Origin of the sequence: Yersinia sp. Marseille-Q3913, from assembly GCF_963892745.1 — a bacterium.
Classification (GTDB): Bacteria; Pseudomonadota; Gammaproteobacteria; order Enterobacterales; family Enterobacteriaceae; genus Yersinia; species Yersinia bercovieri.
Genome location: NZ_CAWQAF010000033.1, coordinates 230909 through 246219 on the forward strand (window position 1 = coordinate 230909; position 15311 = coordinate 246219).

Below are 15311 nucleotides of genomic sequence, written 5' to 3' on the forward strand. Positions count from 1 at the left end.
CACTTTTTTGTAATTCGCATAGCCTTGCCCGCCAGAATCATGACCTCAGTCACAAACAGGGAAAGCAGCCATTTTGTCCATGTAAATAGCATTCAGGGATATGGGGAAAATAGCTATCGGGGTATTAGAGTCGACCAACAGGAAATGTAGTGCAGATGTAAAATCTGCTGCCTGTTAAATCTTCATTTTTTTAAAAACATAAATAAAACTCAAGTAATGCAGCATCAAAATATTGCACCAATACCGAATAACAATGACCTCAACCTACATTAGCTCCGGGAGTCTGATTAGATGACTAAATTGAGTGTAAAAACCTTACTGGCCGCCAGCCTGTTTAGCATGATGGCGTGCTCGGGTAGCGCACTGGCGCAAGAAGTCGAAGTGGTCAATATCTCGAAAATCGCAGGTATGCCGTGGTTTAACCGCATGGGTGACGGCGTGGAGCGTGCCGGTAAAGATCTGGGCATCAAAGCCTATCAGGTCGGCCCATCCAGCACAGATGCCCCACAACAAGTGAAAATTATCGAAGACTTAATTGCCAAAAAAGTCAGCGCCATCAGTATCGTGCCGAACGATGCCGATGTGCTGGAGCCGGTATTTAAGAAAGCCCGTGAGGCGGGGATCGTGGTGTTAACCAACGAATCCCCAGGGCAACCAAGTGCTAACTGGGATATCGAAATCATCGATAACGCTAAATTTGCCGCTGATAACGTGGAAGAGATGGCAAAAGCCATGGGTGGCAAAGGCGGCTATGTCATTTATGTCGGCAGCTTGACGGTGCCACAACATAATCTGTGGGCCGATCTGTTTATAAAATATCAGAAAGAGCACTATCCGGAGATGTTCGAAGTGACCAGCCGTATGCCGGTCGCCGAGAGCATTGATGATTCACGCCGCACCACACTGGATTTGATGAAAGCGCACAGTGACCTGAAAGGGATTGTTGCCTTCGGTTCACAAGGCCCAATCGGCGCTGGTCGTGCCGTGAAAGAGAAACGCGCCAAAGACAAAGTACATGTGTTCGGCATGATGATCCCTTCTCAGGCGGCTTCACTGGTTAAAAGCGGTGATATTGCCATGGGCGTGACTTATGACCCAGGTTCTGCCGGTTATGCACTGACAGCCGTTGCTGACAAAGTGCTGAAAGGCGAAAAAATCGAAACGGGTATGGAGATCCCAGGGGTGGGTAAAGCGGAAGTTGATCAGGGTAAACATCTGATTCAGTTCCACAATGTACTGCGCGTCACCAAAGATAACGTAGATTCGCTGTATTGATTCACACCTGATAAGCGTTAACTTCGCAATATCAGAGAGCGCGGATACGTAATCATTAAGATATACCAAAAGTCATTGGAGTTGCAGGTAGGCAGCAAGCAAACGAAGCCCGATGAGCTTACTCAGGTAAGTGATTCGGGTGAGTGAGCGTAGCTAACACCCCTGCAACTTCAAGGACGAAGGGTATAAGGGGATCTATGCAGCCATTTATTACTCTGGAAAACATCAGTAAAACCTTTTATGGCGTCAAGGCGCTGAATAAGGTGGCCATGACCCTATTGCCGGGTGAGGTTCATTGCCTCGCGGGGCAGAACGGCTGTGGCAAATCAACGCTAATTAAAATTATCTCCGGCGTCTACCAACCCGATTCTGCTGCCGCGATCACCATTGATGGCAAAACCTACTCAACCCTGACACCGATCGAATCTGTCCGGTTGGGAATTCAGGTGATCTATCAGGATTTGTCACTATTCCCAAATCTGACTGTGGCTGAGAATATCGCCATGAACCATTATCACCATCATCTATGGGTAGATAAACGCCAGATGCGCGCCACGGCTGAGCGAGTCATCAACAGCATTGATGCCCATCTTGATCTGGATGAATTGGTTGAGAATTTACCCATTGCGCAGAAGCAGCTAGTCGCCATTTGCCGCGCGCTGGCACAAGATGCCCGCCTGATTGTGATGGATGAACCCACCGCCTCCCTGACGCGGCAAGAGGTTAACGGCTTGCTACGGGTGGTACATGAACTGAAATCGCGCAATATCTGCGTGGTCTTTGTCAGCCACCGATTGAGTGAAGTTCTGGAAATTTCAGACCGCATCACGGTGCTGAAGGATGGTGATTGGGTCGGCACCTACCCTGCTGCTGAAGTAGATAATCAGCGGCTGGCCTGGCTGATGACCGGCATGAAATTTGATTTTCAGGTTCTACCATCTTATACCGCCGCCCGCCCGCCGGTGTTAGCGGTAGAGGAGCTTTCCCGCGGCCACGAATATCACAATATCTCACTGACCCTGCATCCCGGCGAGATTGTTTCGTTGGTGGGCTTACTGGGTTCTGGGCGAACCGAACTCTGCCTCAGCCTATTTGGGTTAACCACACCAGAATCAGGCACTATTCGTATCAATGATAAACCGGTCTATTTTGCCAGTAACCGCGATGCCATTGCCGCCGGTATTGGTTACGTTTCGGAAGATAGAATGAGCACCGGGCTGATTATGGAGCAATCCATTCGCGACAATATCAGCGCCACCGTCTTGCATCGGCTGAAAAATGCTTTTCACCTAATGCGCACTGAACGCCTCGATACCTTGGTCGAAGATATGGTGAAGCACCTGTCGATTAAAATCGGCAGCAGTGACTTGCCGGTCAATACCTTATCCGGCGGTAATGCACAGCGAATTGCCATTGCCAAATGGCTGGCAACTGATCCACAAATACTGATCCTCGACTCCCCTACCGTCGGAGTCGACATCGCCAATAAAGCCGGTATCTATAATATTATCAATGCGCTGGCAGCACGGGGTATTGCGGTATTAATGGTTTGTGATGAGATTGATGAGGCTTACTTTAACAGCCACCGCATTTTAGTGATGCGGGCCGGGAGAGTGGTGCAGGAGTTCTTACCAGGTAACAGCAGCGAAGCAGCCATTGCGGAGGTAGTAAATGGCTAATCCCCATGTGGCAAATAACTCTGTGTCCAATAAATCGAACAGCGGTCACACAGGTTTATTCAATAAAGAACATCTGAAACGCCATGAAGTTATGTTGGCATTCACTATTTTGATTATTTCGACCTATCTCGCTTTCACCAGCCCAGATTTTCTAACCCTCGCCAATATTTATGATTTGATAAATAACTATGCCATGTTGACCATTTTGGCCTGTGGCTTGTTTATCGTGTTAATTTCTGGCGGCATTGATATTTCATTCCCTGCCATGACCATTATTTCGCAATATGTCATGGTGACATTAATTGTGAAATTTGGCGGCAACTTCCCCGTGGCCTTCGCGCTGGCGGGCGGTATCGGCCTACTATTGGGGCTGATAAATGCGCTGCTGGTTAATCGCCTGCGCGTACCGTCTATCATCATCACTATTTCTACGCTGAATATATTCTATGGCTTACTGCTCTATCTCAGCCGTGGTGTTTGGCTCTATACCTATCCGGAATGGTTCGAACATGGGCCGATGCTCTTCTCCTTCACCGCAGCCGATGGCTATGACTACGGCCTCTCGCTGCCCATTCTGACACTGCTGATCACCATTATTGTCACCGCCCTGCTGATGACCCGCACCAGTATTGGCCGCCAAATATATGCTTTGGGCGGCAATCAGGAAGCGGCATCGCGCATGGGGTTCAGCATTCTTAAGCTGCAACTCTTTGTTTACGGCTACATGGGCTTTTTATCTGGGATAGCTGGCGTGGTGCAGTCCTATACGGTGTTAACCGTCGCACCTGATTCATTGTTGGGTTATGAGCTGACGGTGCTAGCGGCGGTGGTACTCGGTGGTACCAGTATTGTCGGTGGACGCGGCACGCTGACGGGCACTTTACTGGGGGTGATACTGCTGGCGATATTGCAAAACGGATTGAATTTACTGGGTATTTCGTCGTACTGGCATACCGTAGTAATCGGGCTGGTGATTGTCATCAGCATCAGTGTGACCGCCTGGGGCCAACGTCATAAGGTAGGGATATAATCATGTCAAAATCAACGCAACGTGATCATAACGAACGCTGGCTAGTCACACTGCTGGTGCTGGTCGGCGTGGTGTTCAGCCTGCTGATCCCACAGGTATTCTGGTCTGCGGCCAACTTCCAATCCATCGCCTCACAAATCCCTGTCGCTGGGGTATTAACGTTGGCAATGGCTATTACTATGCTGACCGGCGGGATTAATTTATCAATTATTGCTACCGCCAATGCCAGCGCGCTGGTTATGGCGTGGGTCTCTACTCATCTGGAGCCAACATTCAGCTCAATGATGTTAATGCTGCTGGCCGGTGCGGCGGTAGCATTGGTGGTGGGGCTGATTAATGGGATGTTGATCTCAATTGTTCGGGTCTCCCCTATTCTGGCGACACTGGGTATCATGACGCTACTAAAAGGCGTAAACGTGCTTATCTCCAAAGGCTCAGCTATTTCCAACTTCCCGAACTATGTATTGGCACTGGATCGCAGCAATTCTCTCGGCGTGCCCTTGCCGCTCTATCTGTTCGTCGCGGTGGCACTGCTTATCTGGCTTATTCTGACTAAAACCCCACTGGGCCGCCAAATCTATCTCTGCGGTTCTAACGAAAAAGCGACCTTTTTCTCTGGTATTAACACCCGCCGCACCCTAATTTGGGTTTACGTCATTTCATCACTGCTGTGCGCCGTCGCGGCACTACTGATGATGTCAAAACTGAACTCGGCCAAAGCATCCTATGGTGAATCACTGTTGCTGATCACGATACTGGCGACGGTACTGGGCGGGGTAAATCCTGATGGTGGATTCGGCAAGATTTTCGGTATTGTGCTGGCGCTGTTCCTGCTACAAATGCTGGAAAGCGGGCTGAACATCATGGGCGTCAGTAGCTATATCACCATGGCGCTGTGGGGTTCACTGCTGCTGACCTTTATCTTTATCAAAGGGGTGAATATTCCGGCATTTCGCTTCTTGCGATCAAACAAGTGGTTGAATTAAAACTTTATAACCAAAAAAAAGGCTGGCACTTGATGCCAGCCCTTCTGTTTATAGCCCCTAAGTGAAGAGGCATTATGCGTCCGGTGAAGGTTACTTAACTTCGCCCATCGCTTTCAGTTTTTTCGACAGCTCGCGGCGCTCTTTAGAAAGATCGGCGTTTTTGATGGTGTATTCATCAACACGATCTTCGTAAGCAGTACGCATATCAGCGATAATGGCCTGAATATCTTCAATGCTCATCCCTGGTTTGATGTAATCACTCAGGTTATCGAGCAACAGAACGCGTTTTTGGTTATCACGGATCTTCTTTTCGTTATCAACGATTTCACGCTGCAACTTGTTTTTGCGACGAAACATACGCACAAACTCCAAAACGTCCTGGAAAGTCGGCTTAATTGCATTATCCATTTTTACACCTTCACTTAAGTTTTATACAAATTCAATTGCTGGTGACCAGGCTACCTGCACCATACCGCTTTGCCGTGCCTGGTGACAAGATTCATTGGCTTATCTTACCTGCTTTACCCGCCAGACAGAAATTTCATCTGCCATATCGCCACCCATGATCACCTGCGCAGAGTCATATTAATCAGATCATCTAATTCCTCAAGCTGTTTGGTCAACTCCAGACTCAACCAAACATAGCCATAAATCGGCGTTTCTACCTGCTGCTCCTGCGTCACTGCCAACATCAGTGATTTTAATTCACTGGCAATCACATTCAAATCCGCCACCACCTCGCGTTCACGCGCCGGTGATCCATCACGTAAACTGTCACTCAACGTATTCAGCGTACGAATCGTCATCAACTGAGTGCTGCGCAATCCTTTAGCATTGAGCATGATGAAATGGCTTTCACGCGACGACCAATAGGCATCCACCAGCAGCTCCAGCGTGCAGACCAGATTGCGGCTTATTGTCTGAATAGCCTCGAAAACATCTTTATTGATATGGGACTCTTTGCTGGCGGGGACAATCAGCGTGCGCATTTTAACCGATTGATTTAACACAGCTTTCAACTTTGGCTCTAATCGTGGGCGCTCGACCACATTCGGCGACAGATAAGCAGCGTAAATCTGGCTGATAGCGCGCAGGTTATCACTCATCTGCATGCGCCAGTGGGTAAAAGCACGCTGCGGATAGACACTGGTAAAAATCAGCGCCAGTAAGGAGCCAAAAATCACATCCCCGCTACGCCAGAGCGCGGTGTTCATATCACCCGGTGCGGAGCCACAGACCACCGCCAACGTAATTCCGATTAGCAGCGCCATATAAGGCCGCTTACCTAATGTGAGATAGCCGCACAGGAACATCACTATCCCGCACCACGCCAGCATCAAGGTAAGGGAGTAGGATTCAAGATAGAGGGCAATGAGGCCAGATATGGCACCAAAAACGGTGCCGCCAATACGTTGCAGCGCTCTGGATAGCACATTGCCCCAATAAGATATTGGCCCCATCACCACCACCAGCGTGATCAGAGGCCATGTCCCTTCGGGAACCGCCAACAAACGAATAATCAGAAACGTTAGGATAAACGCCAGCGTAATACGCAAAGCGTGAGTGATGCAATAGTGGCTATAAATCAGGTTATCCAGTGGCGAGATTTTTTTATTCAGGCGCACAACATACCTACTTCCAATAAGATACCAAAATCTAAGTCTAGCTGAGTTATTACTGGCTGGCACGGGGTTAACCGTGACCAAAAGTTGCGGTTAATTTGTCGCGAGGAGTGGTGTAAAAAGAAGTTCCCCGCCGCCAGTGGCTTGACGGGGAGGTAAACTTACTTAAAATCAACCGCCATTTGCTGCTGGATGGTCATACCAAAGCTAGATTCCACGCAACAGGCAATATAATCGGTGAAACGTGGCGATGGTGGCATCCCCAAGCTCAATAGACGTTCATTATTAAAACGCACATTTAACATGGCAAAAGAGCCATATAAGCGCATGGCTTTCAACATTAGCCGCTCATTACAAGGACCGAAAATACCTTTCAACTGATTACGCATTTCTACCAACGCACCATATTCTACCTGGCGATAATCTGATCCCATCGGGGCTTGTCTTGCAGCCGATGACATGGCCTGATCAATTTCGGCAAAACTGACGCTCTTTTTTTCTCCGGCAGAAATATGATAAATATTTTCGGATAGGTTTGGATGCAGCAAAATACACAGCAAAGCATCGGCACAATAGTCGACAGGAATAACGTCAATATAGTCATCCAGCGAGCACATAAATTTACGCAACATTAATGCCATCCGGAATACCCAGAAAATACTGCTCGATGGCTGGCACCCCAATCGGGTATGCCCAACGACAATGGATGGCCGCGCAAATATTAATGGCAAGGTCGGGCAATGTTCCACTAGTAGCCGCTCAATAGCAGATTTCGATTTAGTGTATTCCACTAAATGCGCATCATCTTCCGCTAACAATACCTGCTCACTAACGACAGTATCTGCATCAGGGGTGCATGACATGGCCGTTCCAACGTGAATAAACCGTTTCAAACCAACAACTTCGGCCATTCTTTTACCAAAAAGCAGTGTCCCCTCGACATTCACTTTCCAGATTAAGGGATTATTACCGAATGACGCGACAGCCGCGCAGTTAATAACATGGGTCACATCATTAATACGCGGATCATCGATAAAACTGTCCGGTTCAGACAAATCACCCAATAAAATATGACGCGTCGTTATTCTATTTAACCGCCCGACCGGCAGATAAAACTTTGCCAGATTCTCTCGAATACGGGTTAGCCCCTGTTCCGGTGTATTAGCCCTAACTAATAATAAATAATTAAAATCTGAGTCTTCCAACAATAGTTTTTCGAGCACAGCACCGCCCAAAAAACCTGTCACACCGGTTAACAGAAGTGTTTTCACCATGAGTCCTACCATGTTATTTAGTAGGCGGATTGTATAAATAGCTAAGTAAACGGCAGGTAAATATTAGTAAGATCGACACATTTAGATAGAAACATAATTATTTCAAAATAAGTCCGCCGACAGAGGGAAGTGACAGCGCTCATTTTGGAAGCAAAGATTAACAGTTGAATATTTTACAACCAATTGATTATCCGATAGTTGAGACAAAATTAGCGTCTCGCTCCGCCTGAAATGCTATTCTACGCCTAACGTCATGGGTCACCGGGTTCCCCTGTTCAGAGGGGTGCGGGTTCAAACAAGCCAGTCATAAGGCATGACCATAGTGGATTAAGGGTTAAACCGCATAATGTCAGATAAAAATAAGCAGCCAACATTTTATGTTCACGATTATGAAATAAGTAACATAATCAATTGAAATATATAATATTTAATATCATTAACCTTCAGTTATGTACTCAGTTATGTACTCAATTTGTCCGCGAAATCTTTGGAATGTTATCAATTCCCACTCTACCGCTTAAAAACCGATTGAATTCCCCTTCGCTATTACTGTATAAATAAACAGTAAATCAACAAGGGGGTACCATGGCAATAAATCCTAAAGACGAATTTACAGGGATGAGGGAACTCACTTCTTTTGATACTGCTCACAGTGCCTTTGGCGAGTTCATTATTATGCGATCGTCATTCACCGATACCCTTACGGGCTTCAGGCAAATTGAACCAGAGCACTATCCAGATCAGCAAGTCATGATCCGCTTGGATACAGCCATAAAACTGATCCGCGAGCTACAGAAGCGCGTGGACTACATCGAATCTGGCATTGAAGACGTCAATACCAAAACCCGCTACCACAGTTGAGGGGGAATTCATGCTGCGTGTCGAAGTGACGATAGATAAACTGAACGCGAAGAGCTTTCCACTTGGCTACACCAATGCACTGACGGAAGAATTAACGAATCGCCTCAGCCATAAGTTTAGCGACATAGACGTGAAGGTCAGGTTTGCAGGTGCCGATGGATTAACGGTGCTAGGCGGGGCTAGCGAGGATAAAAAGACGGTCGAAGAGATTTTGCAGGATACATGAGATAGTGCTGATGATTGGCTTCAACCATAACAGTTATGGTGTTTAACACAAAATCGAGACCGCCTAGCGCACTCGATTTTGTGTTACTTGATCTATTTCAGCTATTCACACCCCATCTCTTTAGCCAGCGTTCCTTTCTGTGATTTGATGGTTTGCGCAATGTCTTCGGGCAGTGATGACCAGATATTCAGCCGGGGGCTTGTTTTCTCTTCGATTGTATCGATTGTGACTTGATAATCGCAAAATTTAGCCGACCTAGCGATATCTTGCTCCATCAAAAATGCAGAATACTGCCCTTCATCTGGGCTGGTACCGATAAAAATGACTTTCCAATAGCCGCTAGGAATCTGAACAGACTCAGTCGCAGGCAATGTGGCTATGTCATATTCAAATAACGGGCCTGTAACAGTATAAACTGCTGTTACTTCTGGACGGTTCGCCAGTTGCCGTTCCTTGTCCTCAAGCCGCGCCCATGCCCCCCGATTTAATGCCGACTTTTGCGGTGTGATATTCGATAAATAATTAAGGGCCTTCCAGTCATCATGTCCAGCCAGAGAACTCAGCGGTGCCTGATGACCACGGTCAACTGCTAATTCTTCATTAGCACCACTATATGCCGTTGGCGCTAATGTATCCGATGTCGGTAAGTCAGGATCTCTCGCCCAGTTTCGGCGACGTCCGCTAGCATTACTTTCTTTCGTGATTTTATAGGCAACCCAGTTTGCGAATTTGGTATCGCTGTTATTATTAAGCGTATACACATTGCGAGTAAGTGTTTGGTTACTGCCGCCAGTCGGGCAACCGACAAGGCAGTTATCAATCGCGGCAATTTCTTGTTCTAAAACGGTCGGTGTTAATAGATTAGCTTTAGGTGCCAACAGTTGCTGTGTTGTAGCACAAGATGTAAGCAATACTATAGGGAGAAGCTTAAATATATTAATTTTCATTTTTTGAATTCACTCCTACTATTAATGTCATTATAAAAACACACAACAAATACCCCCCTGACATTCACAGCAAGGTATCTCGCAATAAAATTTAATTGAAAGTTAAGTGTCCTTTTTTTTTAAAATTCACCCTTCCTTATTTAGTATCCCAATCTATAAGGAGTTATATATACTAAGTATTCCATTCCGTAATATATGCTCATAAAATCGCTGACGCTCATGTGGTTTCAATTGTTTGAATGCGTTAATCCAAATATCGAGATGTTCTTGATCACTTGTTTGTTTCAACATATCACTATTGTTAATAATATAATCACGAATACTTTCAGGAAGGGTATGGATAGAGTATTCGACACCTTTCCCCTGCACTCCTATTTTTTTCCTAAACACCCAATCTTCACGCTTTGCCTTTTTGTGAATAGCCTGTGTTGTTCCTGGAAGCAATGGGTGAAATAGCAACTCCCTCGCTGAAAACCATTCTTTTTCCATGTTGATCGCCAGTAAAATATTAATACACTCAGCTATTGGGATAGCTTGAAACGATTTTTATCGAGAAAATACGAAACAAAAATGGAAAAACCAGATAATGAAATGTATAGCCCTACATAAATAATATTATACGATAGTAGAAAGCTGATGATGAGTGGAGTTATCCCTCCAAAAAGTGATAATGAAAGGTTATAACCCATTCCAAGTGTTGTTGTATGACCTCGTGAGACGTCAAATAGTACAGCTGCCAGATTACACAATATCATCGAGGCGTTGAGCGTAATAATAAGCTGTGCTGCTATCATAAACTCAATGACCTTACTGTTTAATATAAAATAAAGTGGAACAGAAAAAATGACCAGGAATATAACGCCGAGTCTGAACACTTTTGACGGTGTTGTGTATTTATCCGTTAACCAGCCACATGCAACCAGAGAAACCAATAATAATCCGGATGAGACAATAGGATAAATTCCTTTAAGAAAGTCCAGATGCAGCACTTCTCTCAATAGTGTTGTAGACATATTATGAACATAAAATATCACCGCCCCAGGAACGGTGAGAAGAAAGACATGCAGCATATTCATCTTATGAATTTTTAATGGCTGAACGGGTTGCACCAACTGGCCAGGTAATCGAGCCCTGAACCAGAAACTGATTGCTATATTCAACACGCCAACAAGTAATGGAATGCGCCAACCGATGGACTGCATCATTGCCTGACTGAGATAGTGTTCAAGGGAATAAACAATCAGTAGCGAGGCCAGCACACCTACAATTGAACTGCAAACAATAAGTGCACTGGTCCTCCCGCGCTGGTTATCCTGTGCATCACTAAAAAGATAGGTTATCAGTGTGGGGTATTCCCCTCCGTAGCTGAGCGCCAACGTCATTTGTAATAACAGCAGGATGAAAGGTGTATATTGCCCCAGAAGTGACACAGGCAATAGAGCCATGCAGAGTGTAGCAAAACCCGTAATAAAACTGGTAAGAATCAAGGCAGGTTTCCGGCCCACGACATCTGCATACCGCCCTATGACATAGCCGCCCAAGGGTCTGACAATGAAGCGCAAAGCAAATATTCCCCACACCATATAATGGCCTTGAGTATAGCCTTGCCGTTCAAGCTCTGATGCCAGGTAAACAGATATAGCCCCAAATACTGCAATATCATAAAATTCCAAGGCATTGCCGGCGACGGCTCCTACTCTGAATTTCCATTTCATTTTATCTCCTCAATGATTTCGATGGCATTACCATCGGGATCATAGGTAAAAAAATATCTGTATGAATCAATTCTCGCGGTAATGATATTGCCACACTCAATACCCTGCATTTTTAGGTTATGTAAAAACCCATCAATATTACTAACACTAAAGGAGAAATGGGTTATCCCATGCATTTCAGTTGAGAACTGCCTCTTTTCATTTACATGGTTGTTCTTGATATAATGAAAAACTTCTATAATGAAACCGTTACTGTCTGACAGATGTTGAATTATGCATTCATCATCACGATAGCTTTTTATTTTGCGAAACCCCAATTTATTATAAAAGGAATTCGTAGTGTTTATATTTTTACAAGTTATGGATATGTGATGAATATGTCCATGCATGCTAACGTCACTCCATGAAGTTTAAGAGCATTGAAAAGTGCAGATGATGGTTGATACTGGCAGTTCATCTTTTCTTTTATACGGTGAATACGCTGGCGTTCAACACTCAATGAACAGCCTTGAAGTGCAGCTATCTCTTTTATTCTATGATGTGATAATAAATAACGTATTGTCATCATTTCTTTTCGTGTAAAAACAACATTCCCAAAGCGCATATATGGGTGATAATTAATAGCTTCATCGTCAGCAATGACAGCTTTTTCTTCAACTGAATTAACAATATTCTCTCTAATAGGCAGCATTATTTCTTGTTGTTTTTTTGGCTTCCATAACTTATATGCGAAATCCGAGATGACCGGTTTGTATTTTAAGATCTCCAGCACCTCAGCAGGCGATAACTTACGATTTGAATTAACAGACATTATCTCAAACACATTCCCTTTGTGCGTACACACATCTATCTTTGACTCTCTTTTTTCACTTTTACTTAACGTTTCAGAATAAAGCAAAGAATAATCATTCCAATATTGTATTCCAGGCTTCATACGTTCACTGATGTGCATATCTAAATTATCACCCCAGTAAATCAAATGCCACTCGTAGTTGCTGGGCAGAGTTAATATCACACCTCTATCGAGGTCTATAACAGAGTAATTAATATCAATGCAATTGAAATCAAAGCAGCCATTAAATACACGCCGCATAGACTTAATATTAGATTCCATCAATATATTATCAACATCCATATTGTAACCTTTGATATTATACAAACAAACTGAAAAATAACCTTATCATGTTGCAAGTATCATACAACCCCTATTTTATACACCAGTCATTTTTGAACTCTTATTTGTGATGCGGATCTATTTTACGCTATATGAATATTATAATTAAATATTGATAAATATTTTTACGTATATCTGATATTAATTAATAATATAATTATGCATTTAATAACATGGAGGTTTGTATGATTCATTATACGCGTGACTGGCATAGCGCAGATATCATTGCTGCTATTCATAAAAGAGGTTCATCTGTGGCAGAATTATCACGACAAGCAGGATTAAGCTCATCAACATTATCTAACACGCTCTCACGTCGCTGGCCGAAAGGGGAGCGGATAATCGCTGAATTTTTGGGGGTGGACCCATCTGTGATATGGCCCTCACGCTACACACCAAAAAGATAATAAGGTCTAAAAACGGTCAGTGGCACTGCATCACAAGGTGTCTACTGACCCATAAAAAAACACAACGACCGCTTTAAGCAGTTATTCTATCGAAATTGAGTCAGGAACGATTTGATTGCCGCGTGTATTACAGTGAGGATTGTCTACGATTAAAAGACTAAAACAAGGGAGATTGAACGCCTGAAAAATTCGTCACTGTAATTAATCAGTAGGGAGCAGGTTAAAGGCCCTCATCCCCTTATCTATTAATGAATAAAAAGATTACCTATGAACTCAACAATTTTTATAGTTTGCCTAATACTGGCTGCCGTAATGATCACCATCCACCCTGCTCTCTGCGTTCCTTTTGTTATCGCTGCTTACCTGCTGGCAGGTAAAGGTAAAATGCACATGGATAGTAACGCCAGCATCATTTTAGGGATCATCGGATTTATTCTGTTATTGGTTCTGTTCGTCATCGTTAAAGATGCCCTCAAATAAATATTGATGCTGTAGCTACTCAATATGACAGTCTGCTATGAGCTGACGTTATGCCCCCAAAGTGCAATGCACAAACATGAAGATTACAGCATAAGTCAGGCGTGACAGGGATGAAACGATCTCACGCAATTCCAAAATATAGTGCTCTACAAAAGAGTGATGTATGGTATCGTTTTGGCTAACCTTTTGTTTTAATGAAAAACTATACTTGCAGGTTGTGATATGAATGATAAACTTAGTGAGCTAAAACAAAAACTAGATAATCTACATACAACTTTAGATGCGTTGACTTTTCAACAAGATGATTTAATTGAAAATGGAGCCAATACCTTCCCATTTCTACATTCGTCAGATTTAGTTAATTTCCCAAAAACACTTTCTGAAAAAATATCTCGAATGGAGAAATACGAACCATCTGTTGATGATGTTAATGTTATTGACTCCTTAATCTATAATTTGGAAATTGCACAACCTAATATTGAGCATATTGCTCATGGTACCATTTCAGTTTCACAAACTGCGATTTATTCTTATTTATTATCAATGTTCTATATAAGTAATGAAATTAATGAATTGTTTTCATTTGATGTACTCAAAAATAAAGATCTATTGCCGAAGAAGATAATTGCAAGGCTTGAACTTTATAATTCTGGTTTAGCCTCGATCGAGGAGAAAAGTGGTTGCGTTGAGGCTAAGATAAAAACAATTAATGATGCTTATGACGCTGCTGAAAATCTGCCAACGACATTAAAAATGTTGAGAGATACTAATCAGGAGATTGGAGAGTTAAAAAGTACATCTTCTATTGGCTATGCGGTAATTGAGGAAAAGTTAAAACTTGCGCAAGATGGAACGAAAGAGATTGAAGACCTTAAAGACACCGCTATAAAACTTAGCGAAAATGTAATTGCTGAAGTTAACGAATACTTAAATACATTTAAAGCTGAAGCTCAAGGGTATATTGATAAGTGTGAAGAAGCATTTAGAACTACTACTTCAAAAGGTTTAGCGGGCGCATTTGAAGATAAAGCAAAAAAACTCAATATCAGTATACGATATTGGGTAGGTGGATTGATTTTTTCTCTAGCGGCTGGTGCTACTGTGGGTTATTTCAGACTTGATGCTTTAGAGGCCTATTTATCTAATCCTGAATCTTCAAGTATAAAACTAGCCATACAGCTCGCTTTATCTTTTTTGAGTGTCGGAGCCCCACTTTGGTTTGCTTGGTTATCAACTAAACAAATTGGCCAACGCTTCCGCCTTGCAGAGGACTATGAGTTTAAAGCTTCTGTTTCAAAGGCTTATGAGGGATACCGAAGAGAAGCTGTACAACTCGATTCTGATTTTGCAGAGCGATTGTTCGGGAATGCCTTAACCCGATTAGAAGAGCCACCATTAAGATTTGTTGAGGAAAAAACGCATTCATCGCCTATTATGGAAGTATTATCATCGGAAAGTTTTAAAAAAATAATCGATAATGGTGGAGATAGGGTGGATGCAATTCTTGAAAAGGTTGGTTTAGTTAGAAGAAAAACAGCGACTAATGTAGAAAAGAACAAACCAGAATTAAACTCTGAAGAGAGAGCGTTCAGAATTCTGTGTCACGTTAAAATCATTATAGCGTTATCACTTTAT

Annotated in this window: 17 protein-coding genes; 9 read left to right on the plus strand and 8 right to left on the minus strand. The window is 43.6% G+C overall.

The features are described 5' to 3' along the window. The first annotated feature begins 339 nt into the window (after nucleotides 1–339). From AACW11_RS14470 to AACW11_RS14485, 4 genes are all read left to right on the plus strand, one after another. The gene (locus AACW11_RS14470) at nucleotides 340–1275 is read left to right on the plus strand and encodes an autoinducer 2 ABC transporter substrate-binding protein (protein WP_249192752.1); all 936 of its coding nucleotides are present in this window, start codon (nucleotides 340–342) and stop codon (nucleotides 1273–1275) included. A gap of 197 nt (nucleotides 1276–1472) precedes the next feature. After that, nucleotides 1473–2954 (plus strand): sugar ABC transporter ATP-binding protein, encoded by a 1482-nt coding sequence (locus tag AACW11_RS14475; RefSeq protein WP_212584575.1) that lies wholly within the window; start codon nucleotides 1473–1475, stop codon nucleotides 2952–2954. 91 nt (nucleotides 2955–3045) lie between these two features. Continuing rightward, a complete protein-coding gene (locus AACW11_RS14480) occupies nucleotides 3046–3984 on the plus strand; it encodes an ABC transporter permease (RefSeq protein WP_032897991.1) in 939 nt (312 codons plus the stop codon). A 2-nt stretch (nucleotides 3985–3986) separates the two neighbouring features. Beyond that, nucleotides 3987–4970 (plus strand): ABC transporter permease, encoded by a 984-nt coding sequence (locus tag AACW11_RS14485; protein ID WP_212584577.1) that lies wholly within the window; start codon nucleotides 3987–3989, stop codon nucleotides 4968–4970. A gap of 90 nt (nucleotides 4971–5060) precedes the next feature. Here the strand turns inward: AACW11_RS14485 and tmaR are convergent, their stop codons facing one another. From tmaR to AACW11_RS14500, 3 genes are all read right to left on the minus strand, one after another. Beyond that, nucleotides 5061–5378, minus strand: a complete 318-nt coding sequence (tmaR, locus tag AACW11_RS14490) for a PTS system regulator TmaR (protein ID WP_212584578.1) — start codon at nucleotides 5376–5378, stop codon at nucleotides 5061–5063. 158 nt (nucleotides 5379–5536) lie between these two features. Beyond that, the gene (locus AACW11_RS14495; protein ID WP_212584579.1) at nucleotides 5537–6595 is read right to left on the minus strand and encodes an FUSC family protein; all 1059 of its coding nucleotides are present in this window, start codon (nucleotides 6593–6595) and stop codon (nucleotides 5537–5539) included. Nucleotides 6596–6753: 158 nt separating this feature from the next. Continuing rightward, complete coding sequence (locus tag AACW11_RS14500; protein ID WP_212584604.1) at nucleotides 6754–7863, minus strand: SDR family oxidoreductase; 1110 nt, start codon at nucleotides 7861–7863, stop codon at nucleotides 6754–6756. Nucleotides 7864–8451: 588 nt separating this feature from the next. Here AACW11_RS14500 and AACW11_RS14505 point away from each other — a divergent pair. Both AACW11_RS14505 and AACW11_RS14510 read left to right on the plus strand, forming a co-directional pair. Then, nucleotides 8452–8727 (plus strand): hypothetical protein, encoded by a 276-nt coding sequence (locus tag AACW11_RS14505; protein WP_249192737.1) that lies wholly within the window; start codon nucleotides 8452–8454, stop codon nucleotides 8725–8727. Between the two features lie 10 nt (nucleotides 8728–8737). Next, nucleotides 8738–8953 (plus strand): DinI-like family protein, encoded by a 216-nt coding sequence (locus AACW11_RS14510; RefSeq protein ID WP_145498066.1) that lies wholly within the window; start codon nucleotides 8738–8740, stop codon nucleotides 8951–8953. Between the two features lie 101 nt (nucleotides 8954–9054). Here AACW11_RS14510 and AACW11_RS14515 read toward each other — a convergent pair whose 3' ends face one another. The 5 genes from AACW11_RS14515 to AACW11_RS14530 form a co-directional block, all read right to left on the minus strand. Beyond that, nucleotides 9055–9900 carry a DNA/RNA non-specific endonuclease gene (locus AACW11_RS14515; protein WP_145498069.1) on the minus strand — a complete coding sequence of 282 codons (846 nt, stop codon included), beginning with the start codon at nucleotides 9898–9900 and terminating at the stop codon, nucleotides 9055–9057. 153 nt (nucleotides 9901–10053) lie between these two features. Then, nucleotides 10054–10389: a DNA-binding protein gene (locus AACW11_RS14520; RefSeq protein WP_212584580.1), complete on the minus strand. Its 336-nt coding sequence runs from the start codon at nucleotides 10387–10389 to the stop codon at nucleotides 10054–10056. 32 nt (nucleotides 10390–10421) lie between these two features. Continuing rightward, nucleotides 10422–11615 carry an MFS transporter gene (locus AACW11_RS14525; protein WP_212584581.1) on the minus strand — a complete coding sequence of 398 codons (1194 nt, stop codon included), beginning with the start codon at nucleotides 11613–11615 and terminating at the stop codon, nucleotides 10422–10424. Then, the gene (locus AACW11_RS20860; protein ID WP_145498078.1) at nucleotides 11612–12004 is read right to left on the minus strand and encodes a VOC family protein; all 393 of its coding nucleotides are present in this window, start codon (nucleotides 12002–12004) and stop codon (nucleotides 11612–11614) included. Before AACW11_RS20860 ends, AACW11_RS14525 begins: the two co-directional genes overlap by 4 nt. Further along, nucleotides 11974–12750, minus strand: coding sequence for a helix-turn-helix transcriptional regulator (locus tag AACW11_RS14530; RefSeq protein ID WP_212584582.1), 777 nt, complete (start codon nucleotides 12748–12750; stop codon nucleotides 11974–11976). The genes AACW11_RS20860 and AACW11_RS14530 overlap by 31 nt, the downstream gene beginning before the upstream one ends. Before the next feature lie 224 nt (nucleotides 12751–12974). Between AACW11_RS14530 and AACW11_RS14535 the strand changes: the two genes are divergently transcribed. The 3 genes from AACW11_RS14535 to AACW11_RS14545 all read left to right on the plus strand — a co-directional run. Continuing rightward, a complete protein-coding gene (locus AACW11_RS14535; protein WP_212584583.1) occupies nucleotides 12975–13196 on the plus strand; it encodes a helix-turn-helix domain-containing protein in 222 nt (73 codons plus the stop codon). Between the two features lie 312 nt (nucleotides 13197–13508). Continuing rightward, the gene (locus tag AACW11_RS14540; RefSeq protein ID WP_212584584.1) at nucleotides 13509–13676 is read left to right on the plus strand and encodes a hypothetical protein; all 168 of its coding nucleotides are present in this window, start codon (nucleotides 13509–13511) and stop codon (nucleotides 13674–13676) included. 222 nt (nucleotides 13677–13898) lie between these two features. After that, nucleotides 13899–15311: hypothetical protein (locus AACW11_RS14545; protein WP_212584585.1), on the plus strand; the 1413-nt coding region annotated here is incomplete at its 3' end.